General features: G+C 62.2%; 13 protein-coding genes. 2 read left to right on the forward strand and 11 right to left on the reverse strand.

What is annotated here, in order from left to right:
• The 4 genes from EOD15_RS09360 to EOD15_RS09375 form a co-directional block, all read right to left on the reverse strand.
• A partial coding sequence (locus tag EOD15_RS09360; RefSeq protein WP_148129514.1) for an ATP-binding cassette domain-containing protein occupies positions 1 to 728 on the reverse strand: 728 nt, incomplete at its 3' end.
• 16 nt (positions 729 to 744) lie between these two features.
• The gene (locus tag EOD15_RS09365; RefSeq protein WP_127380086.1) at positions 745 to 1,866 is read right to left on the reverse strand and encodes an ABC transporter permease subunit; all 1,122 of its coding nucleotides are present in this window, start codon (positions 1,864 to 1,866) and stop codon (positions 745 to 747) included.
• Entirely contained in the window at positions 1,859 to 2,782 is a 924-nt protein-coding gene (locus EOD15_RS09370; protein ID WP_127322904.1) for an ABC transporter permease subunit, read from the reverse strand. The genes EOD15_RS09365 and EOD15_RS09370 overlap by 8 nt, the downstream gene beginning before the upstream one ends.
• Before the next feature lie 164 nt (positions 2,783 to 2,946).
• Positions 2,947 to 4,539 (reverse strand): peptide ABC transporter substrate-binding protein, encoded by a 1,593-nt coding sequence (locus tag EOD15_RS09375; RefSeq protein ID WP_127380087.1) that lies wholly within the window; start codon positions 4,537 to 4,539, stop codon positions 2,947 to 2,949.
• A gap of 411 nt (positions 4,540 to 4,950) precedes the next feature.
• Here EOD15_RS09375 and EOD15_RS09380 point away from each other — a divergent pair, with 411 nt between their 5' ends.
• Both EOD15_RS09380 and EOD15_RS09385 read left to right on the forward strand, forming a co-directional pair.
• Positions 4,951 to 5,364, forward strand: coding sequence for a TadE/TadG family type IV pilus assembly protein (locus tag EOD15_RS09380; protein ID WP_185928987.1), 414 nt, complete (start codon positions 4,951 to 4,953; stop codon positions 5,362 to 5,364).
• The gene (locus tag EOD15_RS09385; RefSeq protein WP_127408437.1) at positions 5,365 to 7,119 is read left to right on the forward strand and encodes a TadG family pilus assembly protein; all 1,755 of its coding nucleotides are present in this window, start codon (positions 5,365 to 5,367) and stop codon (positions 7,117 to 7,119) included.
• Between the two features lie 13 nt (positions 7,120 to 7,132).
• On the opposite strand, the gene EOD15_RS09390 is transcribed toward EOD15_RS09385, so the two are convergent.
• The 7 genes from EOD15_RS09390 to EOD15_RS09420 form a co-directional block, all read right to left on the reverse strand.
• Positions 7,133 to 8,758, reverse strand: a complete 1,626-nt coding sequence (locus EOD15_RS09390; protein WP_127321064.1) for an alpha-glucosidase family protein — start codon at positions 8,756 to 8,758, stop codon at positions 7,133 to 7,135.
• Positions 8,745 to 10,745, reverse strand: coding sequence for a glycogen debranching protein GlgX (gene glgX / locus EOD15_RS09395; protein WP_127321063.1), 2,001 nt, complete (start codon positions 10,743 to 10,745; stop codon positions 8,745 to 8,747). Before glgX ends, EOD15_RS09390 begins: the two co-directional genes overlap by 14 nt.
• Before the next feature lie 208 nt (positions 10,746 to 10,953).
• Positions 10,954 to 12,582, reverse strand: coding sequence for an alpha-D-glucose phosphate-specific phosphoglucomutase (locus EOD15_RS09400; RefSeq protein WP_127408438.1), 1,629 nt, complete (start codon positions 12,580 to 12,582; stop codon positions 10,954 to 10,956).
• A 3-nt stretch (positions 12,583 to 12,585) separates the two neighbouring features.
• Positions 12,586 to 14,031: a glycogen synthase GlgA gene (gene glgA, locus EOD15_RS09405; protein ID WP_127321061.1), complete on the reverse strand. Its 1,446-nt coding sequence runs from the start codon at positions 14,029 to 14,031 to the stop codon at positions 12,586 to 12,588.
• 3 nt (positions 14,032 to 14,034) lie between these two features.
• Positions 14,035 to 15,300 carry a glucose-1-phosphate adenylyltransferase gene (gene glgC, locus EOD15_RS09410; RefSeq protein WP_127273144.1) on the reverse strand — a complete coding sequence of 422 codons (1,266 nt, stop codon included), beginning with the start codon at positions 15,298 to 15,300 and terminating at the stop codon, positions 14,035 to 14,037.
• A 35-nt stretch (positions 15,301 to 15,335) separates the two neighbouring features.
• Complete coding sequence (glgB, locus tag EOD15_RS09415) at positions 15,336 to 17,549, reverse strand: 1,4-alpha-glucan branching protein GlgB (RefSeq protein WP_127408439.1); 2,214 nt, start codon at positions 17,547 to 17,549, stop codon at positions 15,336 to 15,338.
• Positions 17,550 to 17,656: 107 nt separating this feature from the next.
• Positions 17,657 to 19,678 (reverse strand): glycogen/starch/alpha-glucan phosphorylase (locus EOD15_RS09420; protein ID WP_127408440.1); only part of this gene is annotated, 2,022 nt, incomplete at its 5' end.

The raw sequence follows: 19,678 nt of genomic DNA on the forward strand, positions 1-19,678 counted from the left end.
GCCTCCGCCTCCCCCTCCTCGACAACCTCGCCCTGGCGCATGACATAGACCCGGTCGGCAAAGCGGCGGACGATGCCAAGATCGTGGGTGATGAAGACGATCGCCATGCCGAGCTTGCGCTGCAATTCGGCCAGAAGCATCAGGATCTGCGCCTGGATGGTCACGTCGAGCGCCGTCGTCGGCTCGTCGGCGATCAATATGTCAGGGTCGTTGGCGAGCGCCATCGCGATCATCACACGCTGGCGCTGGCCACCGGACATTTCATGCGGATAGGATTTCATCCGCCGCTCGGGATCGGGAATATGCACCAGCCGCAGCAGCTTGAGCGCCTCTTCCCGCGCCTCGGCGGCATTCAGGCCCCGGTGCCGGCGGATCGGCTCGATCAACTGGTTGCCGATCGAATAGAGCGGATCGAGCGAAGTCATCGGCTCCTGAAAGATCATGCTGATCTTGCGGCCACGAACCTGGTTGAGCTCGGATTTGCTGAGCGTCAGAAGATTGCGGCCGCGATAATCGACGCTGCCTGTCGCTTCGCCATTCGATGCCAGCAGGCTCATCGCCGCCATCATCGTCTGGCTTTTGCCGGACCCGGATTCGCCAACCACGGCAACGGTCTCGCCCGCATTGACGTGGATGCTGATGCCCTTCACCGCCTCGACTGCGCCGTCGCGCGTGCGGAAGCGGACACGCAGATCCTTGACGCTGAGGATCGTTTCGGAAGCAGCCATCTTAGCGATCCCCATCTTATCGATCTCTCGGGTCCAGTGCGTCGCGCAGGCCGTCGCCGACGAAGTTCAGCGCGAACAGCGTCGAGACGAGGAAGAAGGCGGGAAACAGGAGCAGCCAGTTGGCGGTGCCGATGTTCTTGGCGCCGACCGAGATCAGCACGCCCCAGCTGGTCATCGGCTCCTGCACGCCGAGACCGAGAAACGACAGGAAGCTTTCCAGGATGATGACTTGAGGCACCAGCAGCGTCATGTAGATCACCACCGGGCCGAGCAGGTTGGGGATGACGTGGCGCAGCAGGATACCGCGCTGGCCGACACCCATGGCTTCCGCCGCCTGGACATATTCCTGCCGGCGGATCGACAGCGCCTGGCCGCGCACGATGCGCGCCATGTCGAGCCACAGCACGGCGCCGACCGCCAGGAACATCAGCACGAAGTTGCGGCCGAAAAACACTACCAGCATGATGACGAAGAAGATGAAGGGCAAGGAATAGAGCACGTCGACGATGCGCATCATCACCTCGTCGACCTTGCCGCCGGCAAAGCCGGCAGCGGCCCCGTAGACCACGCCGATGACCACCGCCACGACACCCGCGAGCAGGCCGATGGCCAGCGATATACGCCCGGCCATCAGCGTGCGCGACAACAGGTCCCGGCCGGTGTTGTCGGTGCCGAACACGAAATATTGCTGCTTGATCGAGGCGCTCATCGTCACTTCGAGACCGTCGGGCGACTTGCTCTCGATCTTGGTGTCGTCAAAGGCATCGGAACGGTCGAGATAGCGTATGTTGCGATCGTCGATCGGCCTGGTCGACTTGACGGTGACGAAGACCTGGTTGCCTTCCTGCCGCCACTCCTTGATGTCGACCCGCATGCGCTTGATCGCTTCGGTAAGCGCCGTCTCGATCATGTCGGCCTTCGGATAGGCTGACAGGCTTGGCGGCATGCGCACATAGTCGGCATAGATGGTGGTGTATTGATGCGGCACGAACCACGGCCCGAACACGCTGACGACACCGATCAGGGCAAGGTAGTACAGGCTGAACATGGCGGCGCGATTGGCCTTGAGCCGCGCCCAGGCATCCCCCCAGAGCGAACGGCCGATGACGGTGGGGGCTGTGGCTGCGATGTCAGTCATAGCGCACCCTCGGATCGACGACCGCGTACATGACGTCGACGATCAGGTTGAAGACAATGGTAAAGATGGCGATCACCACCACCGTTCCCATCACCAGCGTGTAGTCACGATTGAGCGCGGCATCGACGAAATAGCGGCCGACGCCTGGAATGGAGAAGATCGTCTCGACAATGACCGAGCCGGTCAGCAATGCCGCCGCCGCCGGACCGGTGAAGGAGACGATCGGCAGGATGGCACCGCGCAGCGCGTGCTTGACCACCACCGACCAATCGGACAGGCCGAGCGCGCGCGCCGTGCGGATGTGGTGGGACCGCAAGGATTCGATCATCGAGCCACGCATCAGCCGGGCGACGATGGCGATCTGCGGCAGAGCGAGCGTCAACACCGGACCGACCTTGTTGATGAAAGCGCCATCGCCCCACCCACCGATCGGCAGCAGCCTCCAGGTCAGCCCGAACAGGAGTTGGATCACCGGCGCGATGACGAAGGTTGGGATGGTGCTGCCGGCCGTCGCCAGCGCGATCACCGTATAGTCGCCAAGCTTGTTCTGGTTAAGCGCCGCAATGGTGCCGAGCACACAACCGAGCAGCAGCGCCAGGACGAGCGCCGAGGCACCGAGCTGAACCGATATAGGCAGGCCCTTGGCGAAGAGTTCGGTGACGGTGAAGTCCGGCATGTTGTAGCTCGGGCCGAAATTGCCGCGCAGCAGATTGCCGAGATAATGGACGAATTGCAGCCAGAGCGGATCGTTGAGGCCGAACTGGGCTTCGAGATTGGCCCTGATCTCGGGGCTCAGCCCCCGCTCCTGGTTGAATGGGCCGCCCGGCGCGACGCGCATCAGGAAAAACGCCATGGTCACGATGACGAACAGCGTCGGGATGGCGGTCAGAAGCCGCCGTAATACGTATCGCAGCATCGGTGCCCCGCTTGACCCAGAGCAACGCGCGTCCAGCTGGACGGTTGCGCTCTAGCCTTCAAATCTTCGCACCGACATGCCGAAAATCGATTCCGGTTCCCGGGCCGATGCGATGGCAAACCAGCACCGCCGCGCATCTCGTTGCGCGGCGGCCCGGCTAAGGATCAGTCCTTGCTGATGAAGCGGGACGGATGGATGTCCATCACATTGTCGTCGAAGCCATGCAGCTTCGAGGAAACGATGTCGTGGAAGCTGTAGTAGAGAAGCGGAATGTTACCGACGTCATCGACAAGGATGCGCTCGGCCTCAGTGAGGTCCTTCATGCGCTCTTCCGGTTTGCCGCCGGCAGCCGCAGCCTTGTCCATGGCCGCTTCATATGCCGGGCTGACATAGCTCGAATAATTGTTGCCGCTGGCCTTGCGGGTGATGCCGAGGAAGGTCTCCGGATCCTTGTAGTCGGCGATCCAGGCGGCACGCGCCACGTCGTAGTCGCCCTTCTGCTCGAGGAAGGAGTAGTGGGTCTTGGTGTCGGTGTTGACGAGCGAGACGTCGATGCCGAGCGGCTTCAACTGTTCCTGGATGGCGACGGCCGTGTTCTTGTGGTTTTCCGAAGTGTTGTAGCGGATCTCCATCTTCAATGGATGCTCGGGCGTATAGCCGAGTTTCTCGAGGGTCTTCTTGGCAGCGTCCTCGCGGTCGATCTGCGACATGTCGGCGTATTTGGCCATTGCCGGCGTGTAGCCCGCGATGCCCGGAGGCACCATCGAATAACCAGGCAGCATCGAGTTCTGCCAGACCTTCTCAGCGAGGAAGTCGCGGTCGATCGCCATCGAGATGGCGTTACGCAGTTCGACATTGTCCCACGGCGCCTTGTCGGTCTTGATCGCATAATAATAGGTGCCGAGATAAGGTCCGACGCGGACCTGGTCGCCGAACTTGGTCTTGAGATCAGCGAGTTGTTCGGTCGGCAGGTCGCCGTAGCTGTCGAGTTCGCCGGCCTCGAAGCGCTTCATCGCCGATGAGCGGTCTTCGGTCGGGATATAGTTGACGACGTCCATCTTGACGGTCGCGGCGTCCCAGAATTTCGGATTCTTGACCAGCTTCATGTGGTCGTTGGGAATCCACTCGGCCAGCGTATAGGCGCCGTTCGAAACGAGATTACCCGCCTTGATCCAGTCGGCGCCGAGCTTGTCGATCGAAGCCTTGTTGACCGGATAGGTGGCCTGGTGGGTCAGCATCTCCAGGAAGTAAGGCGTCGGCGCCTTCAGCGTGACTTCGAGGGTATTTGCGTCAATCGCTTTGACACCCATATCCTCCGGCTTGCCCTTCTTGGTGTTGACGTCCTCCGCACCCTTCACCGGGTACAGCATCGAGGCGTATTCGGCAGCGGTGGCCGGATCTTCCAGCCGGCGAAACGAATAGACGAAGTCGTCCGCCGTCACCGGGCTTCCATCCGACCAGAGGCCATCCTTGCGCAGCTTGAAGGTGTAGACAGTGCCGTCGTCGGACACTGTCCAGCTTTCGGCCGCGCCTGGGATGAGGTTCGTTTTCTGGTCATGCATGACCAGGCCCTGGAACAGGTCGCGTATGATATCGGCTTCGTAGACGGTCGAGGTCTTGTGCGGATCGACCGTCTCCGCTTCGGCGGCGCTGCCTCTGTTATAGACGGTCTCGGCGAAAGCCGGCGTGTAGAACGTGCCGGCGGCCAGCGCCATGGTCGTGGCGAGCACCGTCGCCTTCAGCATGTTTTTCAGCATGAAGTTCTCCCTGTCGGCGCTGCCGTTGGCGCGCCTAGTAAGTGTTGACGCCCTGGAGTCGATATCTGACCCCTTTGAGCGCGCCGCTGGTTCCCGTCCTGCGGCTCGTGCCCAGACACTAACGCGGGGAATTTTTATTTCAACAGACTCTCTGGGTCACCCAAAGTAAGGCGGACGAAAGCTATGGCGTGGCCACTGAAACACCAGCCGAAACCAGAAGCTTGACTTGGTTTCTTCACCTCGACGCCATTTTTCACCGCGAATCGGAGCCATGCCAGTTTGCCGGAATGTCTTAATGCGTTCTTAAGCAACCTGGGGTTACATTATGAGTACCTTCTATATGGTTCGAACTTCAGACTCGTGGCGGCTATGAGTAACAGAGCAAGTAAATTGCCCAAAATCCGTCAATTAATGCGGAAATTTCAAGAGGAACACGGCACTTCTGCGGTCGAATTTGCCTTGCTTTCACCGATTTTCATTCTTCTTCTACTCGGAATGGTTGCATATGGTATATACTTCGGCGCCGCCAACTCGATCCAACAGATCGCCGCGGATGCCGCCCGCACGGCAATTGCCGGGTTGAACCAGACCGAACGCCAGACGCTCGTAGCCAGCTTCGTCACCAACAATGCCGGCGGATATCCCTTCGTGGATGTCAGCAAGTTGACCTACCAGGCCAACGACAGCACGGCTGATGGAAGCCAGTTCGTGGTTTCCATCCAGTACGACGCCCGCAACCTGCCGATCTGGAACCTTTTCCCGGGCATAGCCATGCCCGGGACCACGATCAAGCGCCAGTCAACGATCAGGGTCGGGGGCATTTGAATGCTGCTGCATGCGTGCAATGGGATCGGTCGGCTTGCCCGGTTGATGCTGAGTGACAGGAAAGCGAACTTCACCGTCATGGCGGCATTGAGCGCGCCGGTGGCGCTGGCGCTGGCCGCGGTGGCGATCGACGAAGCCTCGATCTACACCGAGCGCCGCGAAGCCCAGGCAATGGTGGACCTGGCGGCGATCACCGCCGCCTCGAACATGACCAAAGTCAACACAGCGGTTGTCACCACACTGACCGACAACGGCATGCCAGGGGTTGTCGTTCAAAGCTCAGGACAGACGATCGAGCCGGCGGCCGGCAAAACCGTCGTGACGGTCACGCCCGGGCGATATGTGGCATCCGGCGCCAATGTGGGCCAGCGTTTCCAGGCCAGCGTAACACCCTACAATGCCGTCCGTGTCACCCTGAAGAAGATCCCGGCCCGCTATTTCGTGAGTTCGCTGATCCCCACTCCCGTCATCGGCACCCAAGCCATCGCCAGCATGACGCCGCAGGCGACGTTCTCGGTCGGATCGAGGCTCGCCAGCCTCGATGGCGGTATCCTCAACGCGCTTCTCGGCGGACTTCTCGGCAGCAACATCTCGCTCAGCGTCATGGACTACAACGCGCTGCTCTCCGCGGATGTGAGCGTGCTCTCCTTCGTCGACGGCCTTGCCACACAGTTGAACCTGACCGGCGTGTCGTATTCGGATGTGCTGGCATCGAAGGCGACCGTCGGCCAGATCGCCACGGCCATGGCCAATGTGCCGGGGCTTGGCAACACGGCCAAGGTCGCCCTGCAGACGATCGCTTCCAAGTCGACCAGTACGGTCCAGATCCCGCTCAGTCATCTGATCGATCTCGGCTCCGTCGGCAAGTTGGGCCTCGGTCAAAAGCCGGCCGGCCTTGGCGTCGATGCCAGCGCGATGGGCATGCTGACCGCCGCCGCCGGACTGGCAAACGGTTCGAAGCAGGTCGACGTCGCCCTCGGCGCCGCCATTCCGGGGGTGCTGTCGACCACGCTCGCCATCGCCATCGGCGAACCGCCGCAATCCTCGCCATGGCTGGCGGTTGGCGAGGTCGGCGCCATTGTGCGGACGGCGCAGACCCGCATCAAGCTAATAGTGAAGATCGGGGGCGGTAACAAAAATGTCGGAGGCGGTATCACCTTGGTATCGGTCAGTTTGCCCCTGCATGTCGAAGTCGCCTATGCCGAGGCCAAGCTCATGGACATAAGTTGTCCAACAGGCCCTGACAGTATCAAGGTCACCGTCGCTACACGTCCCGGTATCGTCGAAGGACATCTCGGTGACAGCAGCAGCGCCGGCTTTGCCGATTTCACCAATAAGGAGACGTTTTCCAACACCGAAATCGCGGCCGTGAAACTTCTGCTCATCCCCGTGGTGTCCGTAGTGGGCTCAGCGGCGTTTAACATGGCCAATAACCCCGCGACGACGCTGACTTTCAACAAGGCCGACATCGATGCCAAGACGATAAGGACCGCTTACACGCAAAATTTTACCCAATCGTTGACTACGTCGCTGGTCAGCGGCCTGTCGCTGACGGCGAATTTACTCGGCCTGCCGCTGAATCTTGACGCCCTTCTGGGATTTGTGAAGCCGCCGGTGGTGGCACTTCTGAACAGCGTGGCGGCCCCGATCGATACCTTGCTTGCCAACCTGCTTGGAGCCCTTGGCGTGCGTCTCGGCGAGGCGGATGTCCGGGTCACCGGTGCGACTTGTGGACGCTCCGTGCTGGTGCAGTAGAGCAGTCGAGGCATCAGTCGAGCCTACCGAGGAAGCATCCAAGTCCCGGCAGCAAAAGCTCGACCTCCCTGGTGAGCGAGGCATCGCCGTCAAGTTCCGTAACCGCTCCTAAGTCTTGCGGCAACGGCCAATTGGCCGGTCCTCCAGCGAAATTGAAGACACAGAGCAGTCTTTCGCCGCCGCCCTCGCGAACGAAAGCCAGCACGTCACCCTCGGCGTCGAGAAAGCGGATCGAGCCTGATACCAGCGCCTCATGCTCCCCGCGCAAGGCCAGCGTGGTCCGATAGGACTTCAGCACCGAGGCCGTGTCGGCATTCTGGACGTCGACCGCGCGGGTGCGATGGCTGGCCGGTATCGGCAGCCAGGGCCTGGCCGTGGAGAAGCCTGCATTGTCGGCGCCGGCCTCCCAGACCATTGGCGTGCGACACCCATCCCTGCCCTTGACGCCTGGCCAGAAGCGGATGCCGACGGGATCGCGCAGATCCTCATAGGCCAGCTCCGCCTCCTCCAGGCCCAGCTCCTCGCCCTCATAGAGGCAGATCGAGCCGCGCAGGCAGGACAACAGCATGATCGAGAATCTTGCGACGGCGTCGGGATCGCTGCCCGGCCTTGTCCAGCGGCTGACATGGCGCACCACGTCATGGTTGGAGAACGCCCAGCAGACCCAGCCGTCGGAGACGGCCGCCTCGAAGGCTTCGACGCAGCCACGCACATGCGCGGCCGAGAACTGCGGACCGAGCAGGTCGAAGGTGTAACACATATGCAGCTTGTCGCCGCCTGAGGTGTAAGCCGCGAGCGTCTGCAGCGAGCGGCCTTCATCGCCGATTTCGCCAACCGCGGCGCGGTCGTCATATTCATCGAGCAGCGCCCTGAAGCGGCGCAGGAACGCCAGGTTTTCCGGCTGCGTCTTGTCGAATAGATGCTCCTGGTAGAGGTAGGTGTTGGTCTCGCCGTTGGTGCCGGCGACACTCGACGCCAGCGGCGGATTGCTGCGCAGCCAGCGGTCGTGGACATAGTAATTGACCGTATCGAGCCGGAAGCCGTCGACGCCGCGCTCCAGCCAGAACCGCACCGTGTCGAGAAGCGCGTCCTGGACCTCCGGGTTGTGGAAATTCAGGTCGGGCTGCGAGGCAAGGAAATTGTGCATGTAGTATTGCCGGCGGGTCGAATCCCATTCCCAGGCCGGGCCACCGAAGACGGAGAGCCAATTGTTGGGCGCGCTGCCGTCGGGCTTGGTATCGGCCCAAATGTACCAGTCAGACTTGGGGTTATCGCGGCTGGCGCGGCTTTCGACAAACCAGTTGTGCTTGTCGGACGAATGCGACAGCACCTGGTCGATGACGATCTTCAGGCCGAGACGATGCGCCTCGGCGACCAGCGCATCGAAATCCTCGAGCGTGCCGAACATCGGATCGACATCGCAGTAATCCGACACGTCGTAGCCCATATCGGCCATCGGGGACTTGAAGAAAGGCGACAGCCAGACTGCGTCGACACCAAGCGAGGCGACATGGGCGAGCCTCGACGTAATGCCGGCGAGATCACCGCTGCCGTTGCCGGTCGTGTCCTGGAAGGAGCGCGGATAGACCTGGTAGATGACGCAGCCGCGCCACCATCCGGTCCTGTCACCTGCCGCCATTGCGCTTCTCCCCTGTACCGGCTTGCGCTCGTTCGATCATGAAGATCACCGCCCGTCCCGATATCGGTCGCGAGTTGTCCGCCGCATCCGGCGCTTCGATGGCTGGAGCCCAGAAGAAGCCGTCTCGTTCAGGCAAGGTGAACATGCAGGCCCGGCGATCGCCGTTGATGATGACGGCAAGGCGGCTGACGCCACCCAGGATCATGACGAGGCGGTACCGCTGCGGGTCCTGCCAGCACTGTTCATCGAACGGCGCGCCTGTCTCGGTCAGCCATGCGACGTCCGGCATCCCCGAGCCCGCCTGCGGCTGGCCAGTTAGGAAGCTTGTGTCGAAGAGCGCCTGCATCGACCGGCGCAGCCTCAAGAGTTCCTCCGTGTAGCGCTCCAGCACCTGGTCACGGCCGGCCCAGTCGAGCCAGGTGATCTCGTTGTCCTGCGCATAGGCGTTGTTGTTGCCCTGCTGGGTCCGGCCGAACTCGTCGCCTGCGGTCAGCATGATGGTGCCGCGCGAGGCAAACAGCGTGGCGAGCAGCCCGCACTGATCGTTCTGGCGAGACTCCCATACGGCCGGATCGTCCGCATCCCCTTCGACGCCGCTGTTCCAGGACAGGTTTTCATTGTGACCGTCGCGGTTCTGCTCGCCATTGGCTTCGTTGTGCTTGCGCTCGTAGCGCACGATATCGGCGAGCGTCATGCCGTCATGGGCGGCGATGAAATTGACGGTCCGACTGGCGTTTTGCCTGTTCGTTGCGAACACATCGGACGAACCGGCAAGCCGGGTCGCCAGCGCACCGACCATGCCGGCGTCGCCGCGCCAGAAGCGCCTGACGTCATCGCGATACTTGTCGTTCCATTCGAGGAAGGGCGGCGGGAAATTACCGAGCTGATAGCCGTCGGAACCGATGTCCCACGGCTCGGCGATCAACACGCGATCGGCCAGCAGCGGGTCGTCGCGCATCGCTCTCAGCATCGGCGCCTCGGCATCGAATGTTCCTTCAACCCTGCCCAGAATGGGCGCCAGGTCGAAGCGGAAGCCGTCGACGCCGGCATCCCTGACGAAATGGCGCAGCGTGTCGAGGACCATCTCCTGGACGACAGGATGATCGCAAGCGACCGTGTTGCCGGTGCCGGTATCGTTGGCCAGCCCGCCGTCTGATGAGTGCCGGTAGTAGGCCTGGTTGTCCAGGCCGCGCAGCGACAACGTCGGGCCAAGCCAGTCGCTCTCGCCGGTGTGGTTGAAGACGAGGTCGAGGATGACGCCGATGCCAGCCTCTCGCAGCACGGCGACCGTGTTTCGCAACTCCATGATGCCGCCTGGCGCCAAACGCGGATCGAGGGCCATGAAAGTCACGGGATTGTAGCCCCAGGCGTTGCGCAGCCCGAGCGGCGGCAAATGCCGCTCGTCGATCGATGCGGTCACCGGCATCAGTTCGACCGCGCCAACCCCCAGTTTTTTCAGATGCTCGATAACCGCCGGGTGAGCAAGTGCGGCGACTGTTCCGCGCATTTCGGGAATGTCCGGATGCAGCATGGTGAAGGCGCGCACCGGCACTTCGTAAATAAGGCCGCCCGGCTGGAATAGCGGCGGGGCAGCCTGCACCGGCTTCGGCAGCGCAGCGGCAATCGCCTTCGGCATCAGCGGCGCGGTATCGGCGCCCTCGCCCCGGCGCTGGGCCAGCCGCCAGTCATAGACATAGGACCTGTCGATCTCGACGGCATATGGATCGGTCAGGAGCTTGGCGGGATCGAACCACAGTCCGCGTTCCGGCGCGTAGTCGCCATCGGCGCGAAAGCCGTAGCGGATGCCCTGGCCAAGGCCCGCAACGAACAGCGCATGGACGCCCTCACCTTCCGGCTGCAGTTCGAGCCGTTCGATTTCCCGGTTGCCCTGCTCGTCGAAGATCGAGACCCAAAGCCGACGGGCGGCCTGCGACCAAGCGGCAAAGCGGATGCCTTCGCGGGTGACGGTGGCGCCGAGCTGGGTCATGCAGTCTCCCCCTTCGCCCCTTGTGGGAGAAGGTGTCGCCGAAGGCGACGGATGAGGGGTGTTCCAGCTTGGCAAGGACAGGGATCCTTCGCGCACCCCTCAACCGTCTCGGCCCTACGCGCCGATCCACCGCCATGGGGCGAGCCACGGGTCTCGCCCCGTCCTTCGAACCCCACAAGGGGAGAAGGAAAGACGCGCACCGCCAACGTCAAGTAATCACGCTTGGCTCGGCGCGGCCGGTATGGCTGTGAATCCCGGCAATATCATCGGCTGCGGCAATCAGGTCGGCAAGGGCGGCCTGGGTGTCGAGGTCGTGCCTCGATTTGTCCGGCTCGTAGCGCTCGATATAGACGCGCAGGGTCGCGCCCGACGTGCCGGTGCCGGAGAGGCGGAAGACGACCCGCGAACCACCTTCGAACAGCACCCTGATGCCCTGATGCTCGCTGATCGAACCGTCGACCGGATCGCGATAGGCAAAATCGTCGGCGCTGGCGATTTTCATGCCGCGCACGCTGGTACCCGGCAGCGCGCCGAGCTTGGCGCGCAGTTCGTCGACCAATGCGTTGGCGCGGTCGCTCTCAACCTCTTCATAATCGTGCCGCGAATAGTAGTTGCGACCGTAGGTCGCCCAGTGCTCAGTGACGATCTGCTTGCAGCTTTCGCCGCGCGCGGCAAGGATGTTGAGCCACAAAAGCACCGCCCATAGGCCGTCCTTTTCGCGGACATGGTTGGAGCCGGTGCCCGCACTCTCCTCGCCGCAGATCGTCGCCATGTCGCCATCCAGCAGATTGCCGAAGAACTTCCAGCCGGTCGGCGTCTCATAGAGGGCGATGCCGAGTTTTTCAGCGACGCGGTCGGCAGCGCCACTGGTCGGCATCGAGCGGGCGATGCCCTTCAAACCGGCCTTGTAGCCGGGCGCCAGGCGGGCATTGGCGGCGAGCATGGCAACTGAATCCGACGGGGTAACGAAAATGCCCTTGCCGATGATCAGATTGCGGTCGCCGTCGCCATCCGAGGCAGCGCCGAAATCCGGCGCGTCCGGTCCCATCATCTCGTCATAGAGGTGCTTGGCATGGACGAGGTTCGGATCCGGGTGATGGCCGCCGAAATCCGGCAGCGGCTTGAAATTGCGGCAGGTGCCGTTTGGCGCGCCGAGCCGGTTTTCCAGGATCTCCTTGGCGTAGGGGCCGGTCACCGCGTGCATGGCGTCGAAGCGCATGCGGAAGCCGGATTTGAACAGTTTGCGCAGGGCATCGAAATCGAAGAGGCTTTCCATCAGTTCGGCATAGTCGGCGACCGGGTCGATGATCTCGACCGTCATGCCGGCGGCCTTGACCGTGCCTGTTGTGTCGATGTCGATCGGATCGATATCGGCGATCTTGAAGCTTGAGATCGTCTTGGTTTTCTCGAACATCGCGTCGGTCAGCTTTTCCGGCGCCGGGCCGCCATTGCCGGCATTGTACTTGATGCCGAAATCCTCATGCGGGCCGCCGGGATTATGGCTGGCCGACAGGATGATGCCGCCAAAGGTCTTGTACTTGCGGATGACATGCGAGGCGGCCGGCGTCGACAGGATGCCGCCCTGCCCGACCATCACCTTGCCGAAGCCGTTGGCGGCGGCCATGGCGATGGCCTTCTGGATGACCTCGCGATTGTAGAACCGGCCGTCACCGCCAATCACCAGGGTCTTGCCCTTAAAACCGTCGAGCGCGTCGAAGATCGACTGGATGAAATTCTCGGCATAGTGCTCCTGCTGAAAGACAGGCACCTTCTTGCGCAGGCCCGACGTGCCGGGCTTCTGGTCGGAATAAGGCTTGGTGGGGACGGTCCGTATCATGCTTCAGGCAACCCTTTTCGAAAGCAGCGAGCGATAGAGTTCGACATATTTTTCGGCGCTCTTGTCCCACGACACATCGGCCTTCATGCCCTGGCGCTGCAGCGATTCCCAGACCGTCGGACTGGCGTGGGCGTCGAAGAGGCGGCTAATGGCGTGCAGCAAGGCACCGCCATTGTTGGGCGCAAACTGGAAGCCGGTGGCGACACCGGCAGAGACGGCGGCCTCATTGGCGTCGATGACCGTATCGGCGAGGCCGCCGGTGCGCGCGACCACCGGCACGCAGCCATAGCGCAGGCCGTAAAGCTGCGTCAGCCCGCACGGTTCGAAGCGCGAGGGGATGACGATGGCGTCACAGCCGCCCTGCATGATGTGCGACAGCCCCTCATCGTAGCCGACGACCACACCGATACGGCCGCGATGCCGGGCGGCAGCGGCAAGCAGCGCGCCTTCGAGACCAGCATCGCCCGATCCGAGGATGGCCAGCCGCGCGCCAGTGGCAACGATGCCGTCGATCACCAGCGCCAGTATGTCCATCCCCTTCTGCCAGGTCAGCCGGCTGACGACGCAGACGATCGGGCTGCCGTCACGCTCAAGGCTGAAGCGGTCCTCCACGGCAGTCCTGTTGGGCGCGCGCGCCTTCAGTGTGCTCGCCGTGTAGGGGGACACCAGATGCTTGTCGGTTTCCGGATCCCAGATGCCGGTGTCGATGCCGTTGACGATGCCATAGAGATCGCTGGAGCGCATGTTGATGAGGCCGTCGAGACCCATGCCGAATTCCGCCGAGCGGATCTCCTGCGCGTAGGTCGGGCTGACCGTGGTGATCGCCCAGGCGGCCTGCAGGCCAGCCTTGAGGAAGCCGACACCACCATAATATTCGACGCCGTCGAGCGCCATCGCCGCCGCCGGCAAGCCGAGTTCACCGAAGATGCCGGCGCCGAACTGGCCCTGGAAGGCGAGATTGTGGACGGTCATCATCGAGGGAATGCCGACTGCCTTGCCGTAGCGCATGTAGGCCAGGGTCATCGCCGACTGCCAGTCATGGGCATGGACGATGTCGGGTTGGTAGCCAGAGATGGCCCCACCGGCGATGTCGCCGCCGACTTGGCTCAAGGCCGCGAAACGCCGCCAATTGTCTGGCCAGTCCACGCCGGTGGCGTTGCCGTAGGGACCGCCGGGACGGTCGAACAGATGCGGAGCATCGAGCACGAACAGTTCGAGCCCGGCGAGTTGGATTGAATGGACGGAGGCCTTGCCGCCCTGCAGCAAGGGATATTGCAGAACCGCCCGCTTCTTCTTGAAGGCGGCCATGACGGTCGGAAAGCCCGGGATGAGCGTGCGCACGGTCACGCCCTTGGCCGCCAAGGCGATGGGCAGCGCGCCGGTCACGTCGGCAAGCCCTCCGGTCTTGATCAGCGGAAAGATCTCGGGCGTGACCGACAGAACCTGCATGCGTTAGAGCCCTAACTTGTCGATCATGTCCTGCGTGACCAGGCAGATGCCCTTTTCGGAAACGCGGAAGCGCTTGGCGTCGAGAATAGGATCTTCGCCGACCACCAGCCCTTCCGGTATCCTAACACCATGGTCGATGACCACGCGCTTCAACTTTGCGTTCCGGCCGACATGAACGTCGGGCAGCATGACGACTTCTTCCAGCGTCGAATAGGAATTGATGCGCGCGCCGGTGAAGATCAGGCTTTTTTTCAGCGAAGCCCCCGAGACGATGCAATCGCCCGAGACAAGCGAAGACACAGCCGAACCGCGGCGGCCATCCTCGTCATGCACGAACTTTGCCGGCGGCTTCAATTCGGCATAGGTCCAGATCGGCCAGTCGCGGTCGTAGAGGTCAAGCTCCGGCGTGATATCGGTCAGGTCGATATTGGCTTCCCAATAGGCATCGACCGTTCCGACGTCGCGCCAGTAGGCTTCGTTCTCGGCGGTCGAGCGGACGCAGGATTTGGCGAAGCGATGCGCGATCGCCTTACCGTGCTGGACGATATAGGGGATGATGTCCTTGCCGAAGTCGCGGCTTGAGCCCGCCTCGGCCGCATCGCGGCGCAACTGCTCCATCAGGAATTTGGTCTTGAAGACGTAGATGCCCATCGAAGCCAGCGCGAATTCCGGCTTATCGGGAATGCCGGGCGGATCGGCGGGTTTTTCGACGAAGGCGATGATGTTGTCCTTGGCGTCGACATGCATGACGCCGAAGCCGGTGGCTTCCATGCGCGGCACTTCGAGGCAGCCGACGGTGACATCGGCATTGGCGTCGACATGCTGGCGAAGCATCATCTCGTAGTCCATCTTGTAGATGTGATCGCCGGCCAGGATGACCATGTATTCGGGCCCGTAGGCCTCGATGATGTCGATGTTCTGATAAACGGCGTCGGCGGTGCCTTCATACCACTGCGTTTCCGAGACGCGCTGGCTGGCCGGCAGGATGTCGAAACTCTCGTTTCGTTCAGGGCGCAGGAAGTTCCAGCCGCGTTGCAGATGGCGGATCAGCGAATGCGCCTTGTACTGAGTGGCGACACCGAGGCGGCGAATGCCGGAATTGAGCGCGTTGGAAAGCGCGAAGTCGATGATGCGCGTCTTGCCGCCGAAATAGACGGCCGGCTTGGCACGCCGGTCGGTCAGTTCCTTGAGGCGGCTCCCACGGCCGCCGGCCAATACATAGGCCATGGCATCGCGCGCCAGCGGCTGGGTCCGTTTCAGGTCTGCCATTTCTACCCTCCCAAGTTACTCGATATCGACATGGCTCAGTCGGCAACGAGTTCAAGCATGATCGTCGACAGCGGCGGCAAAAGCATCGTCGCTGAGATGTTTCCTCCCTCCGCCCGCGCCTCGACCATGCCGCCATTGCCCTTGCCGGAACCGCCATATTCCGAAGCGTCGGTGTTGATGATCTCACGCCATTTGCCTGATGTCGGCAACGGCACGCGATAATTGTCACGCGGCACCGGCGTAAAATTGGAAATGACGGCCACCGGGCTGCCGCCCGGTGCGCTGCGCAGCCAGGCAAAAACCGAATTCTGGCTGTCATCGACGATCAGCCAGGAAAACCCTTCCGGCTCACAATCACGGCCATGCAGTGCCGGGCGCGAACGGTAGAGATAGTTGAGATCGCGCACCGTCTGCCAGACGCCGCGATGCGGCCGGAATTCAAGCAGGTTCCAGTCGAGCGCGCGCGCCTCGCTCCATTCGCGGCGCTGCGCGAACTCCTGCCCCATGAAAAGCAGCTTCTTGCCGGGATAGCCCCACATGAAAGCGTAGTAGGCGCGCAGCGTCGCAAACTTCTGCCAGTCGTCGCCGGCCATCTTGCCAAGCAGCGTGCCTTTGCCGTGCACAACCTCGTCGTGCGAGAGCGGCAGCACGAAATTCTCCGAGAAGGCGTAGGTCAGGCCGAAGGTGAGGTCGTTGTGGTGGTGTTTTCGGAAGATCGGTTCCTTGGAGAAATACTCCAGCGTGTCGTGCATGAAGCCCATATTCCACTTGAAGCCGAAGCCCAGCCCGCCTTCATGCACCGGTGCCGAGACCTTCGGCCAAGAGGTCGATTCCTCGGCGATGGTCATCACGCCCGGATGGTGGCCGTAGACCTCCTTGTTCATCTTCTGCAGGAAGCTGACCGCCTCGAGATTCTCGCGGCCGCCTTTCTCGTTGGGGATCCATTCGCCGGCCTTGCGCGAATAGTCGAGGTACAGCATCGAGGCGACCGCATCGACGCGAAGTCCATCGACATGGTATTTCTCGGCCCAGAACAACGCATTGTTGACCAGGAACGACATCACCTCGCGGCGGCCGAAATTGTAGATCGCGGTATTCCAGTCGGGATGAAAACCCTTGCGCGGATCGGCATGTTCATAGAGCGCGGTGCCATCGAAATTGGCCAGGCCGTGCTCATCGACTGGGAAATGCGCCGGCACCCAGTCGAGAATAACGCCGACGCCGGCACGGTGGGCGCCGTCGACGAAACGCGCAAAGCCGTCCGGATCGCCGAAGCGGGCCGATGGCGCGTAGAGGCCGGTCGTCTGGTAGCCCCAGGACGGGTCATACGGGTGTTCGGAGATCGGCATGAATTCGATATGGGTGAAGCCGGTCTCGACCACATAGGGGATGAGCCGGTCGGCCAAATCGTCCCATGACAGGAACGTACCGTCGTCGCGAAGCTGCCAGGAGCCGGCATGGACCTCGTAGATCGAGATGGCTTCGCGCCGGTGATCGGCATTGCGCCAGAAATTGCGGTGCGCGTCATCGCCCCACTCATGCGCCGGCGGCGCGGCAACGACCGAAGCGGTGGCCGGACGCAGTTCGGATTTGAAGGCGAACGGATCGGCCTTGAGCGGCAGCCTGACGCCGTCGGGGCCGATGATCTCGTATTTGTAGGGCCGGCCGGCACCGATATCGGGAATGAACACTTCCCAGATGCCGGTGTCGCGGCGATCCCGCATCGAGTGCCGGCGGCCGTCCCATTCGTTGAAATCGCCGACCACAGAGACACGCCGCGCATTGGGAGCCCAGACGGCGAAATGCACGCCCGTGGCGCCTTCGTGCTCGATGACATGGGCGCCGAGCTTGTCGAACAGCCTGAGATGCGATCCCTCGGCGATGTAGTAGTCGTCCATCGGCCCGAGCACCGGACCGAACGAATAGGGATCGGTCAGCCACCAGTCGCCGCCGGCATTGCGCGCGTGATAGCGAAGCGGCTGCCGCTTCTTGATCGAGAGCTTGCCTTCGAAAAAGCCGCCATCGTCGCGCCTGGACAATTCACCCGCGATGATGCCGGTCAGCGTATAAGCGGTGACGAATTCGGCATTCGGAACAAAGCAGCGGGCCACAAAACCCTTCCCAGCCTCCTGAACACCGAGAACGGCAAACGGATCGCCATGCGTGCCGGCAACAATCGCCGCAACATCGCTGGCTGCCGCCAGTCCGTCCGGCCCGCTTGTCGCAGCGGTCGCGCGCGGCTTCTTCATCAGGCAGTGTCCCTCCCCAGGCACCGAGTGTTTGTTTCTAGTGGTGTGATCCGACTTTCAAGTTCACACCACCGGGACCACATTGTTTGCGGCCTCATGCAATCACATCAGGCAGGCACGTTCCAGATTTCTTTCGCATATTGGCGGATCGTGCGATCGGAGGAGAACCAGCCGACACGCGCCACATTGCGGATTGCCCTGGCGTACCAGTCGGGACTGTTGCGCCAGACCGCATCGACCTCGCGCTGGGCGGTGGCATAGGCATCGAAATCGGCGGCGACCATGAACCAGTCGCTGTTGTAGAGGCCGTTGACGAGGTCGCGGTAACGCTCCGGATCGTCCGGCGAAAAGACGCCCGACGAGACGGCAGCGACCGCTTGCGCGAGCTCAGATGATCCTTCGATGACGGCGCGCGGATCGTAACCGTTGTTGCGCCGCTCGGCGACCTCGGCGGTGGTCAGGCCGAAGATGAAGATGTTGTCGTCGCCGACGCATTCCTTGATCTCGACATTGGCACCGTCGAGCGTGCCGATGGTCAGCGCGCCGTTGAGCGCGAACTTCATGTTGCCGGTGCCCGACGCTTCCATGCCGGCAGTCGAGATCTGCTCGGAAAGGTCGGCCGCCGGCATCATGATCTCGGCCAGACTGACATTGTAATTCGGCACGAACACCACCTTCAGCAGACCGCGCACGGCCGGATCGCGGTTGATGACTTTTGCGACATCGTTGGCGAGTTTGATGATCAGCTTGGCATTGTGGTAGCTGGGCGCCGCCTTGCCGCCGAAGAATTTCACGCGCGGCATCCAGTCGCGCTCGGGGTGCGAGCGGATCTGGTCATAGAGGGCGATCGCCTCGAGAATGTTCAGAAGCTGGCGCTTGTATTCGTGGATGCGTTTGATCTGGATGTCGAAAAGCGCCGAAGGATCGACCTTGATGCCGAGCCGGTCGGCGACGAGGTTGGCCAATCGCGCCTTATTGGCGCGCTTGACGGCGGCGAACTTGTCGCGAAAGGCGGCGTCGCCGGCGAAACCGTCGAGATCCTTGATGGCGTCGATGTCATCGAGAAAACGGTCGCCGATCGCCTCACGGGCGAGCGACGTCAGTCCGGGATTGCATTGGATCAACCAGCGCCGCGGCGTGATGCCGTTGGTCTTGTTGTTGATACGATCGGGATAGAGCTTGTGCAGGTCGGCGAACACCGTCTCCTTCATCAGGTCGGTGTGAAGAGCCGAAACGCCGTTGATGGAATGCGAGCCGACAAAGGCCAGATTGCCCATGCGCACCCGACGGTCGCCATTTTCCTGGATCAGCGAGATGCGGCCAATCTGCTCGTCCGAGAACTGGTTGGAAGCACGCGCCTCCAGAAGCACTTCAGCGTTGATGGCATAGACGATCTGCATGTGGCGCGGCAAAAGCCGCTCGAACAGCGGCACCGGCCAGCTTTCCAGCGCCTCGGGCAGCAGTGTGTGGTTGGTGTAGCCGAAGGTGCGCTGGGTGATGTCCCAGGCCTGATCGAAGTCCATGCCGTGGACGTCCATCAACAGGCGCATCAACTCCGGCACGGCGATGGCGGGATGGGTGTCGTTCAGGTGGATCGCAGCCTTGTCGGGCAGCGATTTCAGGTCGCCATATTGGCTCAGATGGCGCTGCACGATGTCCTGCAGCGAGGCGGTAGAGAAGAAATACTCCTGCCGAAGCCGCAGTTCCTGCCCGGCCTTGTGGGAATCGGCGGGATAGAGCACGCGCGACAAGGCATCGGCCTTGTTGCTTTCGGCGAGCGCGCCGATGTGGTCGCCGGCATTGAATTTGTCGAGCAGGATCGGATCGATCGGCATGCCCGACCAGAGACGCAGCGTGTTGACGCGATTGGCCCGCCAGCCGACGACGGGCGTGTCATAGGCGACGGCCAGCACATGCTCGGTCGGTTTCCAGACATGGCGTTCGAGGCGCCCGTCCTTGGAGGTGATCGATTCCACCGAACCGCCGAAACCAACCTCGAAGGAGCGTTCGCGACGTTCGAATTCCCACGGGTTACCGTGATCAAGCCAGGTCTCTGGCAGTTCGACTTGCCAGCCGTCGTGAATCTCCTGCCGGAACATGCCATTGGCATAGCGGATGCCGTAGCCATG

Origin of the sequence: Mesorhizobium sp. M7A.T.Ca.US.000.02.2.1 (assembly GCF_003996995.1) — a bacterium.
Classification (GTDB): Bacteria; Pseudomonadota; Alphaproteobacteria; order Rhizobiales; family Rhizobiaceae; genus Mesorhizobium.

Coding starts and splice junctions, on each gene's coding strand:
- EOD15_RS09365 (WP_127380086.1), bottom strand. CDS start 1,866: ATGACTGACATCGCAGCCACAGCCCCCACCGTCATCGGCCGTTCGCTC.
- EOD15_RS09370 (WP_127322904.1), bottom strand. CDS start 2,782: ATGCTGCGATACGTATTACGGCGGCTTCTGACCGCCATCCCGACGCTG.
- EOD15_RS09375 (WP_127380087.1), bottom strand. CDS start 4,539: ATGCTGAAAAACATGCTGAAGGCGACGGTGCTCGCCACGACCATGGCG.
- EOD15_RS09380 (WP_185928987.1), top strand. CDS start 4,951: ATGCGGAAATTTCAAGAGGAACACGGCACTTCTGCGGTCGAATTTGCC.
- EOD15_RS09385 (WP_127408437.1), top strand. CDS start 5,365: ATGCTGCTGCATGCGTGCAATGGGATCGGTCGGCTTGCCCGGTTGATG.
- EOD15_RS09390 (WP_127321064.1), bottom strand. CDS start 8,758: ATGGCGGCAGGTGACAGGACCGGATGGTGGCGCGGCTGCGTCATCTAC.
- glgX (WP_127321063.1), bottom strand. CDS start 10,745: ATGACCCAGCTCGGCGCCACCGTCACCCGCGAAGGCATCCGCTTTGCC.
- EOD15_RS09400 (WP_127408438.1), bottom strand. CDS start 12,582: ATGATACGGACCGTCCCCACCAAGCCTTATTCCGACCAGAAGCCCGGC.
- glgA (WP_127321061.1), bottom strand. CDS start 14,031: ATGCAGGTTCTGTCGGTCACGCCCGAGATCTTTCCGCTGATCAAGACC.
- glgC (WP_127273144.1), bottom strand. CDS start 15,300: ATGGCAGACCTGAAACGGACCCAGCCGCTGGCGCGCGATGCCATGGCC.
- glgB (WP_127408439.1), bottom strand. CDS start 17,549: ATGAAGAAGCCGCGCGCGACCGCTGCGACAAGCGGGCCGGACGGACTG.